This is a genomic window from Coprobacter secundus subsp. similis, from assembly GCF_015097275.1.
GTDB classification, from domain to species: Bacteria; Bacteroidota; Bacteroidia; order Bacteroidales; family Coprobacteraceae; genus Coprobacter; species Coprobacter secundus.
On the sequence record NZ_AP023322.1, the window covers coordinates 3,090,440 to 3,110,760 of the forward strand.

Annotated in this window: 15 protein-coding genes; 5 read left to right on the top strand and 10 right to left on the bottom strand. The window is 39.2% G+C overall.

Features of this window, described 5'->3' with window-relative positions; translation table 11 throughout:
• Positions 1-277: 277 nt before the first annotated feature.
• Positions 278-448 (top strand): 4Fe-4S ferredoxin, encoded by a 171-nt coding sequence (locus Cop2CBH44_RS12340; RefSeq protein WP_021930849.1) that lies wholly within the window; start codon positions 278-280, stop codon positions 446-448.
• 329 nt (positions 449-777) lie between these two features.
• On the top strand, positions 778-4,473 hold the full coding sequence (locus Cop2CBH44_RS12345; RefSeq protein WP_200754923.1) for an exo-alpha-sialidase: 3,696 nt from the start codon (positions 778-780) through the stop codon (positions 4,471-4,473).
• A 103-nt stretch (positions 4,474-4,576) separates the two neighbouring features.
• Here the strand turns inward: Cop2CBH44_RS12345 and Cop2CBH44_RS12350 are convergent, their stop codons facing one another.
• From Cop2CBH44_RS12350 to Cop2CBH44_RS12360, 3 genes are read right to left on the bottom strand one after another with little or no spacing between them, the layout of a single operon-like run.
• Complete coding sequence (locus Cop2CBH44_RS12350; protein WP_200754924.1) at positions 4,577-7,561, bottom strand: serine hydrolase domain-containing protein; 2,985 nt, start codon at positions 7,559-7,561, stop codon at positions 4,577-4,579.
• A gap of 27 nt (positions 7,562-7,588) precedes the next feature.
• Complete coding sequence (locus Cop2CBH44_RS12355; protein ID WP_074024154.1) at positions 7,589-8,350, bottom strand: 5'-nucleotidase C-terminal domain-containing protein; 762 nt, start codon at positions 8,348-8,350, stop codon at positions 7,589-7,591.
• Between the two features lie 19 nt (positions 8,351-8,369).
• Entirely contained in the window at positions 8,370-9,236 is an 867-nt protein-coding gene (locus tag Cop2CBH44_RS12360) for a bifunctional metallophosphatase/5'-nucleotidase (protein ID WP_074024157.1), read from the bottom strand.
• 355 nt (positions 9,237-9,591) lie between these two features.
• Between Cop2CBH44_RS12360 and rplS the strand changes: the two genes are divergently transcribed.
• The 3 genes from rplS to Cop2CBH44_RS12380 all read left to right on the top strand — a co-directional run bounded on the left by rplS (position 9,592) and on the right by Cop2CBH44_RS12380 (position 12,400).
• Positions 9,592-9,939, top strand: coding sequence for a 50S ribosomal protein L19 (rplS, locus tag Cop2CBH44_RS12365; RefSeq protein WP_021930844.1), 348 nt, complete (start codon positions 9,592-9,594; stop codon positions 9,937-9,939).
• 261 nt (positions 9,940-10,200) lie between these two features.
• Positions 10,201-11,718, top strand: a complete 1,518-nt coding sequence (gene gpmI, locus Cop2CBH44_RS12375) for a 2,3-bisphosphoglycerate-independent phosphoglycerate mutase (RefSeq protein WP_200754925.1) — start codon at positions 10,201-10,203, stop codon at positions 11,716-11,718.
• Positions 11,719-11,812: 94 nt separating this feature from the next.
• A complete protein-coding gene (locus Cop2CBH44_RS12380) occupies positions 11,813-12,400 on the top strand; it encodes a DUF3109 family protein (RefSeq protein ID WP_200754926.1) in 588 nt (195 codons plus the stop codon).
• Between the two features lie 192 nt (positions 12,401-12,592).
• Here the strand turns inward: Cop2CBH44_RS12380 and serS are convergent, their stop codons facing one another.
• Genes serS through murG form a run of 7 tightly spaced genes read right to left on the bottom strand, consistent with a single transcriptional unit; the run spans position 12,593 to position 20,318 of the window.
• Positions 12,593-13,864, bottom strand: coding sequence for a serine--tRNA ligase (gene serS / locus Cop2CBH44_RS12385; protein ID WP_200754927.1), 1,272 nt, complete (start codon positions 13,862-13,864; stop codon positions 12,593-12,595).
• Positions 13,865-13,904: 40 nt separating this feature from the next.
• The gene (locus Cop2CBH44_RS12390) at positions 13,905-14,354 is read right to left on the bottom strand and encodes a GatB/YqeY domain-containing protein (RefSeq protein WP_021930839.1); all 450 of its coding nucleotides are present in this window, start codon (positions 14,352-14,354) and stop codon (positions 13,905-13,907) included.
• Positions 14,355-14,387: 33 nt separating this feature from the next.
• Complete coding sequence (gene ftsZ, locus Cop2CBH44_RS12395; protein ID WP_074024165.1) at positions 14,388-15,722, bottom strand: cell division protein FtsZ; 1,335 nt, start codon at positions 15,720-15,722, stop codon at positions 14,388-14,390.
• Between the two features lie 44 nt (positions 15,723-15,766).
• Entirely contained in the window at positions 15,767-17,089 is a 1,323-nt protein-coding gene (gene ftsA, locus Cop2CBH44_RS12400) for a cell division protein FtsA (protein ID WP_021930837.1), read from the bottom strand.
• Positions 17,090-17,098: 9 nt separating this feature from the next.
• Entirely contained in the window at positions 17,099-17,833 is a 735-nt protein-coding gene (locus tag Cop2CBH44_RS12405) for a cell division protein FtsQ/DivIB (RefSeq protein WP_021930836.1), read from the bottom strand.
• Positions 17,833-19,200 (bottom strand): UDP-N-acetylmuramate--L-alanine ligase, encoded by a 1,368-nt coding sequence (gene murC, locus Cop2CBH44_RS12410; RefSeq protein ID WP_200754928.1) that lies wholly within the window; start codon positions 19,198-19,200, stop codon positions 17,833-17,835. Before murC ends, Cop2CBH44_RS12405 begins: the two co-directional genes overlap by 1 nt.
• Before the next feature lie 2 nt (positions 19,201-19,202).
• Positions 19,203-20,318, bottom strand: a complete 1,116-nt coding sequence (gene murG, locus Cop2CBH44_RS12415; RefSeq protein ID WP_055097416.1) for an undecaprenyldiphospho-muramoylpentapeptide beta-N-acetylglucosaminyltransferase — start codon at positions 20,316-20,318, stop codon at positions 19,203-19,205.
• Positions 20,319-20,321 lie beyond the last annotated feature (3 nt).

Here is a 20,321-nt window from a genome sequence, read left to right on the forward strand (position 1 = left end):
AATATACCTATTAAACGGTAAATGCTGATGCTTATTGTTTGCAAAGATAACATTTTAAAGTTGCTTTATGATTTACATAATCAGGTTTTGGAATAAATTTGAGAATCTGGGCTTACTATAAATATCGATAGAGTTTTATTATGGGCTTTACTTTTAGTCTAATTTATATTGAGATAAAATAAGGCATAAAAAGTATCTATTTTTTGGAGATAATGATAAAAATCCATTATTTTTGCAGGACATAATTAGTACTATTTATCAATAAAACTTTAAAACAATGGCTTACGTAATTAGTGAAGATTGTATTGCTTGCGGTACTTGCATTAGTGAATGTCCCGTTGAAGCTATTTCTGAAGGTGATATTTATAAAATCGATCCGGATGTTTGTGCAGATTGTGGTACTTGTGCAGACGCTTGTCCGACCGGAGCAATTCACCCTGCAGAATGATATGAAATTAAAGTAAAAAATAAGGGATGTGCCAATCGGCACATCCCTTATTTTTTGATAAATAGCTCTATGGTTTATTGTCTTAATTATTTCTTCTCTTTTTTGTTAGAGAGTATTTAAAGGATTTTTTCTTGGTATTCTATAAAATAAAAAAAATTGATTAATCGCGAGAAAATACTTAAATCTATTATTTCTGCACTATTTTTATATTAAAAATATATTTATCAGTTAAGCACAATATATATTTTTTATAATTAAAGTTATTATATTAAATATTTTTATTTATATTTGCCTCAAAAATTAATTTTTTAATTTAAAATAGTAATATCATGAAAAAAAGCACACAATTTGTATTGTTCTTTTTGTTATGTTTGTGTTCATCCTATTTAGTAGCACAAAATTTACCGGAGCGGACGTTGGTTTTTGATATGAACTATGACGGTTCCAAATATTACCGTATTCCGGCTTTGACAGTAGCTGCAGATAAATCTTTAATTGCGGTAGTAGATAAACGCGGCAATTCGTTGCAGGACTTGCCCAATACAATCAGTATTGTATCGAGACGTAGTACTGATTATGGAAAGACATGGTCGGCTCCGGTCGTGGTAGCGCAAGGTGGTAATGGTAAAACGTATGGAGACCCGGCTGTGGTATTGGATAAGAACTCCGGGCATTTACTTTGCATTTTTGTCGGTGACCAGGGTTTATGGACAGCAGCTCCTTCGAATCGGCAGGGTATTTATATCTCAAAGAGTATGGATAATGGAATTTCATGGAGTGCTCCCCGGGCTATTACCGACCAGATTTATAAAGAGCATTCCGATTGGTATGCCGCTTTTGCCGGTTCTGGCAATGCACTGCAATTGAGAGACGGGCGTTTAATGTTTGTGTTGGCTGTTCGACCGGATAGTCGCTCAAATGGTCCGCTTTATAATTATGTTTGTTATTCGGATGATGGAGGAGATACATGGGATGTGTCTGGTGTTGCGGAAACTATTGGGGATGAGGCTAAAGTTGTAGAACTTGAAAATGGAGATATATTGATGAGTATCAGAAATCCGAATAAGGGATATCGAAAATTTTGCAAATCTACAGATAGGGGGGAGACATGGGGACGGTCTTATACGGTTTCCGATTTGGACGACCCTGCTTGTAATGGGGATATTATTCGCTATTCGTATTCCTCTGATGGGCAAAGTTGCCTATTGCATTCTTTGCCGGCGAGTTCTACTACTCGTGAAAATGTTACAGTTTATTTGAGTTATGACGAAGGCCAATCTTGGAAAGTAAAAAGGCAATTATTTGAGGGATATTCGGCCTATTCTTCTCTGGCTGTTTTACCGGATGGTAGTATTGGTGCTTTGGTAGAAGAAGGTAAATGGGATTCGAGTTTGCCTGGTGATGATGGATTTAAACTTGCTTTTTATCGTTTTACGATGGATTGGTTGACGGGGAATGCAGAACCGGCTCCTCAAGTGAGTAATACATTACAATTGAATGGTGTCGACCGTTATATGCGTATTCCTAATGCCGAAGAGCTGAATCCACAAATAGGAGGTACATTTACAGTAACTTGTAAGGTAAAAATGGGGTTTACAGGTAGTACATGCCGTTTTGTAGCAAAGCGTTCTTATGAAGGAACAAACAATAGTGGTACAACCGGTTATGAATTATGGGGTGATGGTAGCGGTAATACAAAGTATTCAGTGAATTTGTCTCCTCAGGGCGATCCATGGGGAGGAAAAGGTCATGGCATTGGGATTTCTTTTCCTGAGAATACATGGGCTCATTTGACTTGGGTTTACGATGCGGTGAATAATAAAACGATAGCTTATGTTGACGGAGTAGAAAAAGAAAATAAAACATTGGACGGTGCGTTTAAAACAAAACCTTTGGCCAATAATTTTGATATTTTAGTCGGAGCCGGATGGCTCAATGAGAATGGAGCATTATCGGTTCCCTCATATTTTATGGATGGGGAGATGGATGATGTACGTTTTTATAGTAAAGCGTTGACAAGAGAAGAAGTTATTGCCGACATGACGTCTGTTGTAGGTGAGAATACGGAGGGTCTTATTGCTGCTTATGATTTTGCAAATATATCGGGCACGACGGTACCGGATATCTCGGGACATGGTCACGACGGAATTTTGGTTAATTTCCCGGATGTGGCATCTCGCTATCCGGTGACTATAACTTCACCAGATGAAGTTCAAGGTACGTTAAAGGTATTGAATGGAGATGCAGAGGTAATTAGTGGCATAAATATTGCAGAGAATACAATCCTGACAGTTGAAGCTATTCCTGCTGAAGGTTATCGATTGAAAAGTATTTTGATTAATGGCACACCTCTACCAGCAGGAGTTAACACGTTCACAGTAACAGGGATTACTACTGTTACTGTAGAATTTGAACGTTTGGAAGATGCTGGTCCGGAATATTGTATTCCCGCAGGAACGAAGATTAATGAAAGATATCTTACGGCAATTACTTCTGTAGGGGCAAAAGAAGGAACGGAAGAAATCAACTATACAGCTAATGCCCCGCTTACGGCTGTCTATACGAAATTGAATCAGGCCCTGACTGTAGAACAGTCTTCTACATTTACCATTTCTTTTGCAGGGAACAATGCCGCCAGTAATGGGTTGAAATATACACATGCTGAAATTTTTGCAGACTGGAATGGAGATGGAGACTTTACAGAAGCCGATGGCGAGCGTGTAGCAATGGTGGGTGAATGTGCTCCTTCCGTGACGAATAATTGGAGTAATGGAGAACAGATGGAAAATATCGTACAAGAGTTTCAGGTACCTGCTGATGCCAAAATCGGGAAAACTTGTATACGTATTAAATATACCGATGCATGGCATAATCGTAAAAACCCGTCAGATCCTGCATATTCGGATGGCCCTTGTAGTGAAGTAGATAAAGGTATGGTATATGATATTCCGGTGATGATAGAGGAGCATGTACAATTGCCACGTACAATTCTTATTGAAACACCAAGTCAAATAGGAGCTCATTTGGATGTGTATTATAGAAAATCGGGTTCTATTATGCCTGTAGTTGTAAATTCCGGAGATAAAATAGAGATAGGGACTAAGTTGATTATCGATGCTTATTCTGATATACCTAATAAGTTACAGTTGGTATCTGTCAAGGTAAATGGGGAAGATATAAAATCGGCAGATGGAACATATACTTATACCGTAATGGAAGGTGAGGATAATATTATGATTTCTGCAGAATTTGCAACTTTATATAGCCTGGCTATTGATGAGCCTCAAAATGGGAGCATAGAAATACGTTTGGAAGATTCGGATGAGCTTTTGCAAAATGGTGATAAGATACAGGAAAATGCGGTAGTGTTGATTAAACCCGTTTCTGATGAAAATTATAAAGTGTCTTCTTTAAAAATAAATGGTTATGAACAGATAGGATTTTTGGAGGACGGCATTTATAAGCATCAAGTTACAAAAGATTTGAGAATTTCTGTGTCATTTAAAAGAGTACATACTCTGACAATGGGAAAAGTTGAAAATGGAGTGATAGAAGTACGTATATCTGAGAACGGAGTATTAGGCGAATTGTTGGGTAATGACAGTAAAGTAGAGGATGGCACTGTATTATCAATCAAGCCCGTTGCAAATGACGGTTATGAGTTACATTCTTTGTTATTGAATGACAATGAGATAAAAGATTTATTATCAGATGGAGTTTATCTTCAGACTGTAAAAAAGAATATTGTAATTGATGCAGAATTTTCTTTAGTTAGTAGTTTGACAAATGAGTGGAACAACGGTATTCATATTTATCCAAATCCTTTTACAGGTAGTTTTATGGTCAATGGCATATCGGCAGGCTCACTGATTCAGATATATAATATGTCTGGCGTTTGTGTATTTTCGAAAGTTGCCGGTGCTAAAACTTTAGTTGTACATTCAACTGAATTTATGCCAGGAGTATATATATTAAAATTAACCGACAATAATGAAAGTCGAGATTATAAGTTGGTTAAAAAATAATTGTTAATATTTCCTTTTGTGAGGTTTCATTGATAAATTGAATCTAATTTTATACAATCTCCTTATCCAATTCAGATAGGGGGATTGTTTTATATAGTTACTGTCATTTTAGAGCACTGTATATTATCGACTGGATGCGAGGACGTATATTCAGGGTCATTAGATTTTTGTTCCATCTATGGGCATATACCCGGTTACTTAAAAATATAAATATGAGGTCGTTGTCCGGGTCGACCCAAAAAGCTGTACCGGTAAATCCTGTATGGCCGTATACGGAGGCTGGTGCTTCGGGGCAGGTAGGACTGGCTTCCGGTTTATTGGTATTGGGTTTGTCAAAGCCTAATCCTCTACGACTATTTTCACTTTTGGCCCTGGTAAAGCTTGCGACGGTATGGGCAGAAATATATCTTTCTCCACCGTATTCTCCTTGATTGAGATACATTTGTAAAAGTTTAGCCAAATCATTGGCGCTTGAGAACAAACCGGCATTTCCGCTTACTCCGCCGGAGAAGGCAGCCAACTCATCGTGTGGGTAACCGATAATAATTTGATTTCTTAGTAAAGCATCGTTCTCAGTTGGGGCGATTCGTTCTCTGCTGATATGTGTAAGCGGTAGGTATGTTGTAGTTGTAGCTCCTAAGGGGGCATAGAAATTTTTGTTTAAAAACAGATTCAGAGGTTGCTGGGTTATGTTTTCGACTGCTTTTTGTAATAGTATGAAATTAAGGCAACTGTATAAATAGTTTTTATTGTTTCTTGTTTTAGATTTTACAATGCAGGTAAATAATGTATCGGGAACTTTGGGGGTGGCATATAAGTTTTCTGCTATATTTATGGGAAAGGTATCTGACCGGCTGGTAGAAAACATATCTTTGCGTAGTCGGGCATCTTTATGCGCATATAATTGGCGGTCTATTTGTATACGATAGTCGTTGTCTCTTTTCTTTTGGTACAAATGATTTCCGTAAGAGTTTCTGTCCAGAAATAGGGGAAATACCGATAAGGTGCTTGCCAGCCCGGTTTCATGGTAAAGAGCATCTTTTATAGTGATTTGTTTTTTGTGTGTATCCGCTTTTAGCTGAGGGATGTAATTGCTTAATTTTTGATGAAAAGATAATTTATGGTCATCATATAATTTCATGATTGCAGGTAAAGTAGCTGTGGCTTTAGTGACGGATGCCAAGTCGTATACATCGGTATTTTGTACTGGATGAGTACCGGCGTAGTCGAAGTAACCAAATGATTTTGAATATATGATTTTTCCTTTGTGTGCGATTAATATCTGACATCCGGGAAAAGCTTTGGCAGAGATGCCCTCTTTTACTATAGGAGCGATTTTGTCCAAGGAGTCACTATTCATCCCTGTTGCTTCCGGCAGAGTGTATCCTAAACGGGTCGCCTGGGTTTCAGTACCTTTGCCTAAGGTGAATAGATTATTGATATTGACCGGGAGTTTGCCTTGTGCACCGTATCCCCCGAACAAAATTTGGGCAGCATATTCCTGTGCCGTTGCATTATCTTCATAGGCCAGAATTACAGCTTGTGATTTTTTTATAACATCTTGGTATCCTTTGATTTGATATGGAGAAGTGAAGAAAACGAGTATCGTATTCCTGTTCTGACAAATACGTCGGGCCAGAGTTATATCTGCTTTTTTCCCTGAATGAATACCGACAATAATTGTGTTGTATTTATCCAATTGTGATATAATTTCGGATTGTTTGGCCGTAGGCATTTTCCCGGTTAAGGAAATGGGTTCGACAGAGGCGTAGTTTCCCAGCATTTTTTGGAATGGGGTTTCATCGTTTTTTCCGACAGCTACTGCTGCGATGGTTCTTTGTCCCAGCATTTTTAACGGAAGAATCTCTTTGGTATCTTTTAGTATTGTGATGGCTGCCGCATATAGTTCCTGTATTAATAACTGGGTTTGTCTAGTGTTTAAGTCTTCGTTCAGGTTCTTTAAAGGAATGGCAGAATAGTGGTTGAGTCCGAGAATGTATTTATATCTTAAAACCTTAAGGCATTTTTCTTCAATGAGAGAATGAGGTATTACTCCGTCATCTATCGCTTTTAGCAATTCATCCATTTTAGTGATAGGGGAGAGGGGTTTCAATAAAATATCGTTTCCTGCCAATAAAGCTTTGGCTGCCAGATTTGGAAATTCTGATGCCCCCTTCATTTCCAATGCATCTGTAAAAACAAGACCCTTGAATTTCATTTTTTGTTGTAGCAAAGTATCGGTGATAGCCGGGGAAAGTGAAGCTGGGAGTTGAGAGTAATTGTCGAAAGCCGGTACGTTCAAATGGCCGACCATGAGCCCGCCCAGACCGCTGTTGATGTATTTTTTGAAAGGAACGAGTTCGAATTTTTCCAGATGGTGCCGTGTTTGGTTAACTATTGGAAGAGTCTTATGAGAGTCGTCAGAGGTATCCCCATGCCCGGGAAAGTGTTTACCTACCGACAAAACTCCTTCACTTTCAAGGCCGCGGGCGTAAGCGATGGCTTTGTGAGCTACTTTTTCAGGCGACTCTCCAAAAGAGCGACGCCCGATTACCGGATTATTTTCGTTACTGTTGACATCCAGTACCGGAGCAAAATTTACATGGATTCCCATCCGGCGGCACTGACGTCCTACTTCTTTCCCGTAAGCATATATAAGACTATCATTTTCTATTGCTCCTAATGTCATGTTTATGGGGAACTTGGGTGTGTCGGTCAGACGCATGGATAGCCCCCATTCTCCGTCAAGAGTAATCATCAGTGGGACTTTGCTCAGTGATTGACAATAGTTTGTCAGTTCGGCCTGGGCTTTTGCTGTTCCTTTAGTAAACAGAATGCCTCCGATTTTGAGTTCTTGTATGTATTTTTTTACTAACTCTTTGTTACGAGCAGAAAGGTTGACGTCTACTCCTAAAACAAAAAGTTGCCCTACTCGTTCTTTAAACGTCATGGAATCGAATACAGAGTCTACCCAATGTTCCATTTGTTTTTCATCGATATTGCGATATAACGACGGCTCTTTTCCCATAGAAAACAAATGGACCGATAAACAAATTAGATATATTATTAGTAGCCCTGCTTTTTTCATTCCGAGTAATTTCTTTTGTTTTAGGATTTATTTCTCATATATTAACCGATTATCCATCTTAGAGTTCAATGGTTTACTTGCAGCTTCCTGTTTTTTAACTTCATCGAGCATTGCATCTCTTAAATGTACGGGTATATCTTTGCGTTCTGTCGCATTTTTGAAAGCATCCATGCCATCATTGCCATTGGCCAAATAATCGATGGTGGCTATCGTATATATCCGATTATCATCGATATTTTTCCCGTTTATCGTCACATTCTTGATTTTATTATCGGAAGTGATGGTCATTTGTATTTCTTTGCTTACGCCTTCACCCTCGCGGGAAGCGATTGATTCGAATATCTTTTTTACATCATTTCCTTTTAGCTTTATCAAGCATAAGGAGTTTTCGAAAGGAAATATATTAAAAATATCTCCTATCGTAATTTCCCCTTTATTTAAGGAGGTGCGTATGCCACCGATATTCATAATAGCAAAATCACATTTTTCTTTGGAATATTCGCTGACTTTGTCACATAGTAAGTCTGATGTATAGTTTGATAAAAGACTTTGCGGCCTCTGTATATCCATGAAAATGGCGGAATGACCGATAACCTGATTGGCAATACTGTCGACTTGAGCTTTATAATTGTCTACGGCTGCAATGAAGTCTGTATCATTTGTCTCTTTCTGCAAACTATCCATAGGTATAGTGTGTCCCTCTGTTTCGATAACGCGGTAACGCGGCGAATTGCACGATGTTGTAAATGTCAGAAATATCGACAGTAGTGTGTATAGTATGGTTTTCATATTTGTTTCTCTGAATTGGTTATTTTTTGAGTTTGACTTTTATGAGTCCGATATTTAATCCGCTTTTTCCGGTTTGTCCGATAAGGACATCTTTTCCCGAAAGGTTTTTTACTTTAATGGCTTCTGAAAGTAAAGTATGGCTGTGACCGCCTATTATAATATCTATATCTTTACTGGCTGCGGCCAATTCCTTATCTCCTGGGGTTGTTTCTAATCCTAAGTGGGAAAGAATGACAATCAGGTCTACTCCCGATTTTTTTAAGTTAGCAGCCAGTTCGTTAGCCGTTTTTATGGGGTCTTTGTAAATGATTCCTTCACAGTTTTTACTATCGATTAGGCCTTTGGGGTCTACACATAAGCCAATAATCCCTATTTTCACTCCGTCTATCTCTTTTATCACGTATGGTTTTACCAGAGTGTTTAAAGGAGTGTTATTGACATCATAGTTGGCCGAAACGATGTCAAATTTGGCAGGAGTTAACATTTGAGTCAGGGCTTCTACTCCATTGTCGAACTCATGATTGCCCAAAGTAGCTATTTCATAGCCCATTTTGTTCATCAGGTCGATTTCGGCTTTCCCTTTGAAGAAATTAAAATAAGGAGTTCCCTGTACATAATCACCAGCATCGACAAGGATTACATTTTTTTCGGCAACACGCACACTGTCGATAAAAGCTTTTCTTCGTAATACCCCCCCCATGTCGGCGTTTTTAGATGCATTCTTAGAAATAGCTTCGATTTGGCTGTGTGTATCGTTTGTATGAATAAAAACAATCGTTTTATCAATAGCTTGTGCTTGAGAAAATAAGCCGAAAGCAAAGAATAAAAGCCCGTATTTAAATATGGTTTTGAACGGACTTTTCCGAGACAGAGAAAAGGTATTCATATATAATAAGAATTATTCAGTTATCGGTTAAGTATTGCGAAAATAAGAAAACTTTGTTTGGGGGAGAAGCTATTGGTCACTTATTAACTTTTATTTATTTACTGCGGTGGTTTATCTGGGAAGAGGAAAACTATCTATTTGTATTGTAAAGAGAATGAAAATAAAAGAAAAAAGTTTCTATAGAATTTGAACAGGCTTTTAAACGAGTATTAACTATTATTGTAAAATTCTCTTGCTTCTATTTGGTTTTCTGACAAATATATTGTTTCTTTGCACCGCTTTTCGTAATCTCTGTCAGGAAAGAGAGACCTGTTATATTACGTTTCAGTACAAACATTTTAAATAGCTATTAAAAATGGATTTTATTAAGATTGCAGAAGAAGCATTCGCCAGCGGTAAAGAGCATCCGAAATTCAAAAGCGGAGATACTATTACTGTTGCATACCGTATCAAAGAGGGTAACAAGGAACGTATCCAGCAGTATAGGGGCGTTGTTATCCGTATTTCGGGACACGGTGACAAAAAGCGTTTTACAGTTCGCAAGATGTCGGAAAATGTAGGTGTGGAAAGAATTTTCCCAATGGATTCTCCGTTCATTGATAGCATTACTGTAAATAAAGTCGGTAAAGTGCGTCGTGCTAAATTGTACTATTTGCGTGCCCTTACCGGAAAGAAAGCCCGTATCAAAGAAAAAAGAATATAATTTTTTCTGTCAAAGGCAAAATAAAGGCCGCTTTGAAAATTTTCAAAGCGGCCTTTATTTTATAGAGTAACCATGTGCAACACAAAAGAGAATATATTTTAATTGCTTTTCTCTTGTTTGGCATATTGCGAGGGTTTTATGCCGAATTCTTCTTGAAAACATTTACTAAAGTAACTGGTAGTATATTTCTGAATATCGCATACTTTTTCGTACCTTTGTATCCGAAAAAATAGGATATAAAACTATAAAACAGATACACAAATGAACAAGAAAGCTTTTTTGATGATTCTCGATGGGTGGGGAATAGGCGACCACGGTAAAGATGATGTTATCTTTAATACTCCTACTCCTTATTGGGATTCTTTGCTGGCAAACTATCCAAATTCTCAATTACAAGCTTCGGGCGAAAATGTAGGTTTGCCTGACGGACAAATGGGAAATTCGGAGGTAGGACATTTGAATATTGGTGCGGGACGTGTTGTATATCAAGATTTAGTTAAGATTAACCGGGCCTGTGCAGATAATAGTATATTGAAAAATCCGGAAATTATTTCTGCATTTACATATGCTAAGGAAAATGGAAAGAATATCCATTTTATGGGACTGACTTCAGATGGAGGGGTACATAGTTCTTTGGAGCATTTATTTAAACTTTGTGATATTGCTAAAGAGTATCAGATTGAAAATACTTTTATCCATTGTTTCATGGATGGCCGAGATACTGATCCTAAAAGTGGGAAAGGGTTTATAGAACAATTGTATGCACATTGCGATAAGAGTGCAGGCAAGATAGCTTCTATTATCGGTCGTTATTATGCTATGGACCGTGATAAACGTTGGGAACGGGTAAAAGAAGCATATGATTTACTAGTGAACGGTGTGGGCAAGAAAGCTGATTGTATGGTTCAGGCTATGCAAGAGTCTTATGATGAAGGAGTAACTGATGAATTTATAAAACCTATCGTAAATGCGAATTTTGACGGAACGATAAAGGAGGGTGATGTCGTTATTTTCTTCAATTACCGGAACGACCGTGCGAAAGAGCTAACGATTGTCCTTACACAGCAGGATATGCCTGAAGTTGGTATGCACACGATTCCTGATTTGCAATATTATTGCATGACACCTTACGATGCATCATTTAAGGGTGTCCATATTCTTTTCGACAAGGAAAATGTTGTGAATACTTTGGGTGAGTTTATAGCATCTAAAGGATTGAAGCAATTACATATTGCTGAAACGGAAAAATATGCACACGTAACATTCTTCTTTAATGGTGGCCGTGAAGCTCCATATGAAGGTGAAGACCGTATTCTGGTTCCTTCTCCTAAAGTAGCGACTTATGATCTTAAGCCCGAAATGAGTGTATATGAAGTGAAAGAGAAATTGGTTGCTGCTATCAATGAAAATAAATATGACTTTATCGTTGTAAATTATGCCAATGGTGATATGGTCGGTCATACAGGGGTTTATGAGGCGATAGAAAAGGCTGTGGTAGCTGTTGACGCTTGTGTAAAAGATGCTATCGAAGCGGCTAAAGCTAACGGTTATGAAGCTATTATTATTGCAGATCATGGTAATGCAGACCATGCCTTGAATGAGGACGGGACTCCGAATACCGCACATTCTTTGAATCCCGTACCGTTTGTGTATGTGACAGACAATAAGGATGCAAAAGTCGAAGACGGAATATTGGCCGATGTGGCTCCCTCAATTTGTCATATATTGGGAATAACTCCACCGAAAGAGATGACCGGACGTTGTTTGATTAAAGACTGAATAGTTATCGATGATTAAATAGTAGCGGACAACGGGCAGCGGATAAATGCCGTTACTCATTGTCCGTTATTTATTATTATACATGGAACCTGTTATGTTGGAAATAGGAGATGCATTAGTTAGTCTCGATGTTATTGAGAAGGAATTTATATGTAACTTGGAAGCCTGTCTGGGGGCTTGTTGTATTGAGGGAGATGCCGGTGCACCTTTGGAGGAAGAGGAGCGGCAAAAACTTAAAGACATATTACCGGTTATTTGGGATGATTTGTTACCTGCAGCACAGTCTGTCATTCGAGAACAAGGAGTTGCTTATATCGACCAGGAGGGAGATGTGGTTACATCTATAGTAAATGGTAAGGATTGTGTTTTTACTTGTTACGGGGCTAATGGTATGTGTTATTGTGCCATAGAAAAAGCATATAAAGAAGGGCGCATCGATTTTTATAAGCCCATATCTTGTCATTTGTATCCGATACGGACGAAGAAATATAGTGGTTTTACTGCAGTGAATTATAACCGTTGGAAAATTTGTAAAGCAGCTGAAGTTTTGGGGCGTAAAGAGGGTGTAAAAGTTTATCAGTTTTTGAAAGAACCATTGATTCGAAAGTTTGGAGAAGTGTGGTATAATGAACTTTGTGAAGTTGCTATTGAATACGAACGTCAAAAGGCTCAAGATGATTGAATTTTCAGAAAAATCGTTTAGTAGAGACGATTTTTTGGGTAAAAACTAATTTTTTTATAAATTGCCGATGTATGTAAATATTTAGTGTGATTATTATTTGCTTGATATTGGTGGATGCCGAGAGCCAACCAAATAAAAACCGCCAAAGAAATTTTTCATTGGCGGTTTTTGATGAGTATGGAACAATTGAGATTAGTCAATAATGTCAAATCCCGTATAAGGGACTAGGGCTTTGGGGATACGTATACCCTCGGGAGTCTGGTTATTTTCCAATAATGCGGCAACTATACGAGGTAAAGCTAGAGCACTGCCATTCAAAGTGTGTACCAGTCTTGTTTTTTTATCGGTGCCTTTGAAACGGCATTTCAGACGGTTGGCTTGGTAGCTTTCGAAATTGGATACCGAACTTACTTCCAGCCAACGTTTTTGGGCAGCGGAGAATACTTCGAAGTCGAAAGTAATGGCAGATGTGAAACTCATATCTCCACCGCAGAGGCGAAGGATGTGCCACGGGAGTTCGAGTTTTTCGACTAACGTTTGTACATAGTCAATCATCTCCTGAAGAGCTTCATAAGAATGGTCAGGATGTTGTATCTGGACAATCTCAACTTTATCGAACTGGTGGAGACGATTCAACCCTCGTACATCTTTACCGTAAGAGCCGGCTTCTCGGCGGAAGCATGCAGAGTATGCTGTATTTTTTATAGGCAGATCCGATTCATTTAAGATAACATCACGGTACAGATTGGTGACCGGGACTTCGGCTGTCGGTATCAAATACAAGTCGTCTTCGTTACAATGGTACATTTGTCCTTCTTTATCGGGCAATTGTCCGGTTCCGTATCCGGATGCTGCATTTACGACATAAGGAGGTTGTATTTCGAGATAACCGGCTTCCCGCGCATTGTCCAGAAAGAAACTGATGAGAGCACGTTGAAGGCGAGCTCCTTTCCCTTTATATACAGGGAATCCTGCTCCTGTGATTTTCACTCCTAATTCGAAGTCGATGAGGTCATATTTTTTTGCCAGTTCCCAGTGAGGAAGAGCGTCTTCCGGAAGGTCGGGAATTGTTCCACCGCTTTTTTCCACAATATTATCTTCGGCTGTACGGCCTTCAGGAACTGCATCACAAGGAGTATTCGGGATAGAAAGCAGAATATCAGTAATCTGTTTTTCTGCATCGTTCATAGCCGATTCTAATGCAACATTTCCTTCTTTTAAACTGGCAACTTCGGTTTTTACTTTTTCTGCTTCTTCTTTTTTACCTTCTTTCATTAATTTGCCTATTTGGCCCGAAAGGTTTTTCAGAGTTGCCAGACGTGCATCTAATTCGGATTGGGAGTTGCGTCGGGTTTTATCTAAATCTAATACTTTATTAATAAGCTCTTTGGCATCGAAATGCTTTTTGGCTAATTTCCGGACAATTTCTTCCGGATTTTCTTTTATTGCAGCCAGTGTTAACATATAAATATGATGTTTGTATTTGTGATATGTCTGATATTTATCAGGCTAATAGTTCTTTTACTTTGGCAGAGATAGCCTTCCCTTCGGCACGTCCGGCCAATTTTTTACTGGCAACACCCATTACTTTTCCCATATCTTTGGCAGATGTTGCACCTACTTCAGCGATAATATTTTTCAATTCGGCTTCCAGTTCTGCTTCAGTCATTTGTTTCGGGAGATATTCTTCAATGACTTTAGCTTCGCCTAATTCGCTTTCTGCCAATTCTGGACGATTTTGTTCTATATATATTTGAGCGCTGTCTTTACGCTGTTTTACCATTTTTACCAGTATTTTCATCGCTATGTCATCAGATAGCTCACCGTCTGAACCTTTAGCCGTTTTTGCTTCCAGAAATTCTTTTTTTATTCCTCTTAAAGTTTCCAGTCTCAGTTTGTCTTTGGCCAGCATGGCATTTTTTATGTCATTGCTGATTTGATCAAATAAATTCATTTTATATTCTGATTTTAATGATGTTATACTATTTTAAAAACGTATTGTTCCTTCTGCTGTTCCCGCTGTATTCGTATTGGCGGATGATTGGGGTGCTGACGGAGCCGATTCGTTGTTTTGTCCCGATTTGCTGTTGATGGCTAAACGGGCAGCAAATTGTGGGTCGCGATTGTATGTAGGGGACTTATCGAGCAATTCAAGTAAAGCATCGTCGTCCATTTGCTCAGCTTTTAATATCATAAAAGATGCTCTGACCCTGTTCCTTTCTATTTCCTTTGCAGCTTCGGGTCCATACATCTCTGTGATAGAATCTTGTGTATCATTGAAGGATTCTTCGTTTTGCTGTTCGAACGGATCGATAAAGTTTTGTGAAGCCATGGATGCCCCGTCTTTGAATCCTGTAGCCAGTATGATAATCTTTACGGTTTCTTCCAGACTGTCATCAATGGCTGCTCCCCAAATAACTTCAACATTTTTCCCAAATTTTGCCATGAAAGAGTTTACCTCGTTTATTTCTTCCATTTTTATCTGGTTGGTACTGCTAAAATAGAGGTTGAATAGTATCTTTTTAGCGTCGTATATATCGCTGTCGTTGAGAAGCGGAGAATTAAGGGCATCTTGAATAGCTTTTGATACACGTTTCTCTCCGGAGCCGTAACCAGAGCTCATGATGGCTTTACCTCCGTTTTTGAGAATAGAGTTTACATCGGCAAAGTCCAGATTGATATGTCCCTCTACTGTGATAATTTCTGCAATACTTTTGGCTGCGATAGTCAGTGTATCATCGGCTTTGCCGAAGGCGTTAAGAAAGTCAAGGTCGGGATATATCTTTCGTAGATTCTCATTATTGATAACCAATAGCGCGTCGACATATTGTTCCATTTCTTTCACTCCTTCGCGTGCTTGCAATATTTTGCGTTCTCCTTCAAACAGGAAAGGTATGGTGACGATACCGACAGTAAGAATATCTAGTTCTTTTGCTATTTTTGCAATGACCGGTCCGGCTCCGGTTCCTGTTCCTCCTCCCATACCGGCAGTGATGAATACCATCTTGGTGCCATCGTTGAAAAGGTCTTTTATTTCATCGATGCTTTCTTCAGCTGCCAGTCGAGCTCGTTCAGGCCGGTTCCCTGCTCCAAGGCCTTCGGTCGTTGTTTTCCCCAGTTGCACTTTGCGGGGGACTTCGGATCGTAACAAGGCTTGGTTATCGGTATTACATAAGACGAACGTTACATCTTGTATACCTTCTTTATACATATGGCTTACAGCATTTCCACCTCCACCTCCAACTCCGATTACTTTTATAATGGAAGGAGTACTTTGTGGTCCGGGGAAATCCCACGGTAAGTTATCCGTCAATTCGTCCATGGTTGTATATTGTTAAATTACTTTTTTGTTTTTATGATTCGTTATTAAGAAAGTTTGGCATCATTTTCGTCAAAAAGTTGTTCTGCCTTGTTTTTTAGATTTTTCCACCAAGAAGGACCGTCTGGATCTTTAGGTGGCTTGGGCGTTTTTTTCGGTTTTTCTTTTTGAACCGGAGGTGTAACGACTTCTGATTCAGTCTCGGTTACGGAGACTTTTTTAGTCATACAGTTTTCTTCTCCGAGCAATAATAGTCCTATTGCTTGAGAGTATGCCGGATTTCCTGCTTCGGTACGGTTGGCGAATGATATATTCTTTTGCAAAGTACCTCTTTTTACTTCTAATCCGGTTTTTTGGTGAAGCAATTCGGGTAGTTCTCGTAACTGGGATGCCCCACCGGTAATAATAATTCCAGCCGAAAGCTGGTCGGCGTATCCCGAAGCGTCAATTTGCTCTTTTACATTCTCCACAATTTCTTCGATACGGGCTTCTATTACATGGCAGAGGTCCTGGTATTTTATTTTTGAGGAATCGAGTCCGTCTATGCCTAATTGCCGAATGCCTTTTTCCGTAATAGGAGTGCTGATTGCACTACCGAATGCAATTTTAAGTTTTTCAGCATCGGTATCCAAAACATTTAATGTCCCGATGTCTTTCGTTATATTTTTCCCTCCGAATGGGATTGTTATCATATATCGGAGCAAATCGTCTTTATATATGGACAAAGTAGTTGTTCCGGCCCCGAAATCAATTAATGCGCAGCCCAAGCTTTTTTCATTACTGGTAAGCAATGCTGCTGCTGTGGCTTGTGCAGAGATGATGTAGCCGGCAATTTGCATTTTGCTGCGTTCGAATAGGCACCGTTCTATATTTTTCTTTATAGATGGTCTCCCGATAATAAGTTTCAAATTGGCTTCAATATCGGAGCAAAATGTACCTACAGGATTAGTTTCAAGATGATTGTCTATTAAATATTCATTTGGGACGACATCCATGATTTCAGCGTTGAATACCGGGAATGTACGACTTTCGGCATGTAAAGAGTTTATCAATACTTCTGTTACCGGAGTATCTTCGGCCAGGCGCCTGCGTACTTTGTGGCTGATTGTACGTACCGATTGTCCTCCGACACCAACATACATTTTATTGATGGAGCCAGGGACTCGATTCCCTAACTTTGTAATGATTTTTTTTACCCGGTTGGCCGCTTCTTCTACGTTTTGAATACATCCGCGTTTTATGCATCCCGATGATTCTTCTCGTTCGATTGCCAACACCTGTAGAGTGCCATCCTCGTTTTTTTGTCCTACTATACCTATGATTTTCGAGGTTCCGAGTTCAATTGCTGCAATATATTTTTCTGCGTCCATAGCGTTTTGTTATAAAGCTCTCCGGGTGCATATCACCTGGTTTTCGTATTTAATGTTTATAGTATCGTATTTGTTCCAACCTACTTTAGGCAGAGCTTGTTCATAAAGACAACGTAAATTTGCCAGTTTCCGTTCAAAGTTATCTATTTTTCCTAAAAGTATCAAATTATCACCCACTCTTGGTATTAATTCAATCTCTTGTTCAGGAGAGACATAGATTTGCTCTATTTGAGCATTCCAGAACTCATCTTGGTCAAGAAAACAGGCTAAAGGATATAATTTGTTTTTTGCATATGCTTTATTTATGTATCCTGTAGCAAGTGGAAGATATGCAGTAAAGTTTCCCGAAGTAGGCATTATCTGGGCATCTTTGTCGATATAATAATTTTCCCCGTTACTTATGACTCTGAGTATGGGTATCCGTTGGGTCAGTCTTATATGTACAGTGCCGCATGGAGTTTTGAAGCATTCGGCAGAGGCAATAAGTTGATTTTTTTTAAGTACATTTTCCATTTTTTCGGTGTTTATTCGTGAATAAAGTTTTCCTATCGGGTTTATTCCTTTATCCATAATTTCCCGTTGAATCTCTTTTACTGAAGTGAAATGGGTCTCCAGACTGTCTGCTAGCTCGATGTGAACGCGTGTGCATTTTATGTTCCCGGTTTCGGGAGCATAAAGGGCCAGTGTTACAATCAAATAGATAGGCATCAGGCTTACGAGTATGTACTTAAATATCTTTTTCATCAGGCTGACAATATCTCCTTTATCGCCGGTAACATCCGGTCTATGTCTCCGGCACCAAGAGTTATTAGGACCTCAAAGTTACGTTGTTTTATTTTTTCTAACAACATATCTTTATGGCAAAGTTCTTTATTGCTGCATGTTACTTTGTCAAAGATGAGCTTGGATGTAACTCCGGGGATGGGTTGTTCCCTGGCCGGATATATATCTAATAAGATTAGTTCGTCAAGGAGTGACAGTGCTGCTGCAAATTCTTTGTAAAAGTCCCTTGTACGGGTATATAGGTGCGGTTGGAAGATACCGCTGATTTTTTTGTCAGGATATAAAGCTCGGACAGAGGTGATGCTGGCTTTTAGTTCGTCGGGATGATGAGCGTAGTCGTCTATCATCACTATATTGGCAGTTTTCAGCCAAAAGTCGAAACGCCGTTTTGCTCCTTTGAAAGATGCCATGGCCTTGCGTATATCTACTGCGTCAACACCATTTAGCCAGGCGATGGCCATGGCAGCGACACTATTTTCTATATTGATTTTCACCGGAACTCCCAGCTCTATATCTGAAATAACTTCTTTGGGAGTAACAAAATCAAATATAATCGTTCCTTTTCCGATGCGAATATTCTGGGCATGGAAGTCACCCCCGTTGTCTGCCGAGTATTGGTATATAGTCACTCCCTTTTGCACGTCGGGCTGTACTTTGATACCTTTTTTTATGACTAAGGCTCCTCCTGGTTGTATCAATGATGTAAAATAGCGGAAACTCTCAAGATATGCCTCTTCCGTACCGTAAATATCCAGATGGTCGGGGTCAGTAGCTGTAATTACAGCCATATATGGAGATAATTGATGGAACGACCTGTCGTACTCGTCTGCTTCGATTACGGTAAATTCGCTGGTATTGGAAAGTATCAGGTTGCTGTTATAATTTTTCAAAATACCGCCAAGGAAAGCATTACATTCGAGGGGTGATTGAGCCAATATATGCGCGGCCATGCTCGAAGTTGTTGTTTTTCCGTGAGTACCGGCAAAGCATAGCGCTTTGCTTGTACGGGTAATCATACCTAAAAGTTTGGCTCTCTTTACAATAGTAAATCCGTTTTCTCGAAAATATGAAAATCCATTGTGGCTTTCCGGTACAGCAGGGGTATATACGACCAGTGTTGTTTTAGGATGGCGACAGTATTCGGGGATGAGTGCGGAGTTTTCATCATACACGATTTCTGCCCCTTCATTTATTAGGGCTTCGGTGAGGTCGGAGGGAGTACGGTCATATCCGGCTACATGGTATCCTTTTGCTAAAAAATAGCGTACCAAGGCACTCATGCCGATACCTCCGGCTCCTATAAAATAAAGAGATGTAAAATTTTCCATTTTTATTTTTTCCTTTCGTTGACAATTTGGATGATAATATCAGCGATTCTTGCAGCAGAATTTTCTTGAGCCAACGTTTTTATATTGTCTTGCATATTTTTCAGCTTATCGTTGTCCCTTATGACGGCCAATGCTGTTTGCATGAGCTTGTCTCGAGCTTCGTTGTCTCGAATGAGAATGGCAGCACCTTTGTATTCCAAGGCTTGTGCATTTTTTGTCTGGTGGTCTTCTGCTACATTGGGAGATGGAACTAAAATGACCGGCTTTTCTAATAGGCAAAGTTCGGATATGGAGCTTGCTCCAGCTCGGGAAATGACCAAATCTGCAGCTTTATACGCCATATCCATATGGGATATGAAAGGCATTTGCTTTATGTGGTGACTAATTTTTTGAGATAAAGCTTTTTGAGCTTTTGCATCAAAGTTTTTTCCGGTTTGCCAGATGATTTGTACTTCATCGGATTTTGACCGAGTTATCCAATCAAGTATGCTTTCATTTATAGTGCGGGCTCCCAGGCTCCCTCCTATGACTAATATTGTTTTTTTCTCTGGGTCAAGGTTGAAGAAACGTACAGCTTCTTCCTGGCTGATTGTCTTGTTAAGTAATTCCTGTCTAACCGGATTTCCTGTTATTACAATTTTTTCTTTCGGAAAAAATTTTTCCATATTGTCATAAGCGACACAAATTTTTTTTGCTTTGGATGCTAGCAATTTATTTGTCACTCCTGCGTACGAATTCTGTTCTTGGATGACTGTCGGTATTTCCATGTGTGCAGCAGCCCATAGTGTGGGACCACTGGCATAACCTCCAACTCCAACAGCAATATCGGGTTGGAATCGTTTTACTGTTTTTCGGGCTTTATTTATACTTTGTAATAGTTTAACAACGACTTTGCAGTTTTTAAGCACGTTTTTCCTATCAAATCCACAAACAGGTAGACCTATGATATTATATCCGGCTGCCGGAACTTTTTCCATCTCCATCCGATTTTCTGCTCCTACAAAGAGGATATCGGCATCAGGTATTTTTGCTTTTATAGCATTGGCGATAGAGATGGCCGGAAAAATATGTCCTCCGGTACCACCGCCGCTAATGAGTACTTTGATATGATTTTCCATATA

Bases quoted from the DNA above. Each gene is read 5' to 3' on its own strand.
- murC (WP_200754928.1), bottom strand. From the start codon at position 19,200: ATGGAAAATTTTACATCTCTTTATTTTATAGGAGCCGGAGGTATCGGC.
- murG (WP_055097416.1), bottom strand. From the start codon at position 20,318: ATGGAAAATCATATCAAAGTACTCATTAGCGGCGGTGGTACCGGAGGA.
- Cop2CBH44_RS12355 (WP_074024154.1), bottom strand. From the start codon at position 8,350: ATGAAAACCATACTATACACACTACTGTCGATATTTCTGACATTTACA.
- gpmI (WP_200754925.1), top strand. From the start codon at position 10,201: ATGAACAAGAAAGCTTTTTTGATGATTCTCGATGGGTGGGGAATAGGC.
- Cop2CBH44_RS12380 (WP_200754926.1), top strand. From the start codon at position 11,813: ATGTTGGAAATAGGAGATGCATTAGTTAGTCTCGATGTTATTGAGAAG.
- Cop2CBH44_RS12350 (WP_200754924.1), bottom strand. From the start codon at position 7,561: ATGAAAAAAGCAGGGCTACTAATAATATATCTAATTTGTTTATCGGTC.
- ftsA (WP_021930837.1), bottom strand. From the start codon at position 17,089: ATGGACGCAGAAAAATATATTGCAGCAATTGAACTCGGAACCTCGAAA.
- Cop2CBH44_RS12405 (WP_021930836.1), bottom strand. From the start codon at position 17,833: ATGAAAAAGATATTTAAGTACATACTCGTAAGCCTGATGCCTATCTAT.
- ftsZ (WP_074024165.1), bottom strand. From the start codon at position 15,722: ATGGACGAATTGACGGATAACTTACCGTGGGATTTCCCCGGACCACAA.
- rplS (WP_021930844.1), top strand. From the start codon at position 9,592: ATGGATTTTATTAAGATTGCAGAAGAAGCATTCGCCAGCGGTAAAGAG.
- serS (WP_200754927.1), bottom strand. From the start codon at position 13,864: ATGTTAACACTGGCTGCAATAAAAGAAAATCCGGAAGAAATTGTCCGG.
- Cop2CBH44_RS12340 (WP_021930849.1), top strand. From the start codon at position 278: ATGGCTTACGTAATTAGTGAAGATTGTATTGCTTGCGGTACTTGCATT.
- Cop2CBH44_RS12345 (WP_200754923.1), top strand. From the start codon at position 778: ATGAAAAAAAGCACACAATTTGTATTGTTCTTTTTGTTATGTTTGTGT.
- Cop2CBH44_RS12390 (WP_021930839.1), bottom strand. From the start codon at position 14,354: ATGAATTTATTTGATCAAATCAGCAATGACATAAAAAATGCCATGCTG.
- Cop2CBH44_RS12360 (WP_074024157.1), bottom strand. From the start codon at position 9,236: ATGAATACCTTTTCTCTGTCTCGGAAAAGTCCGTTCAAAACCATATTT.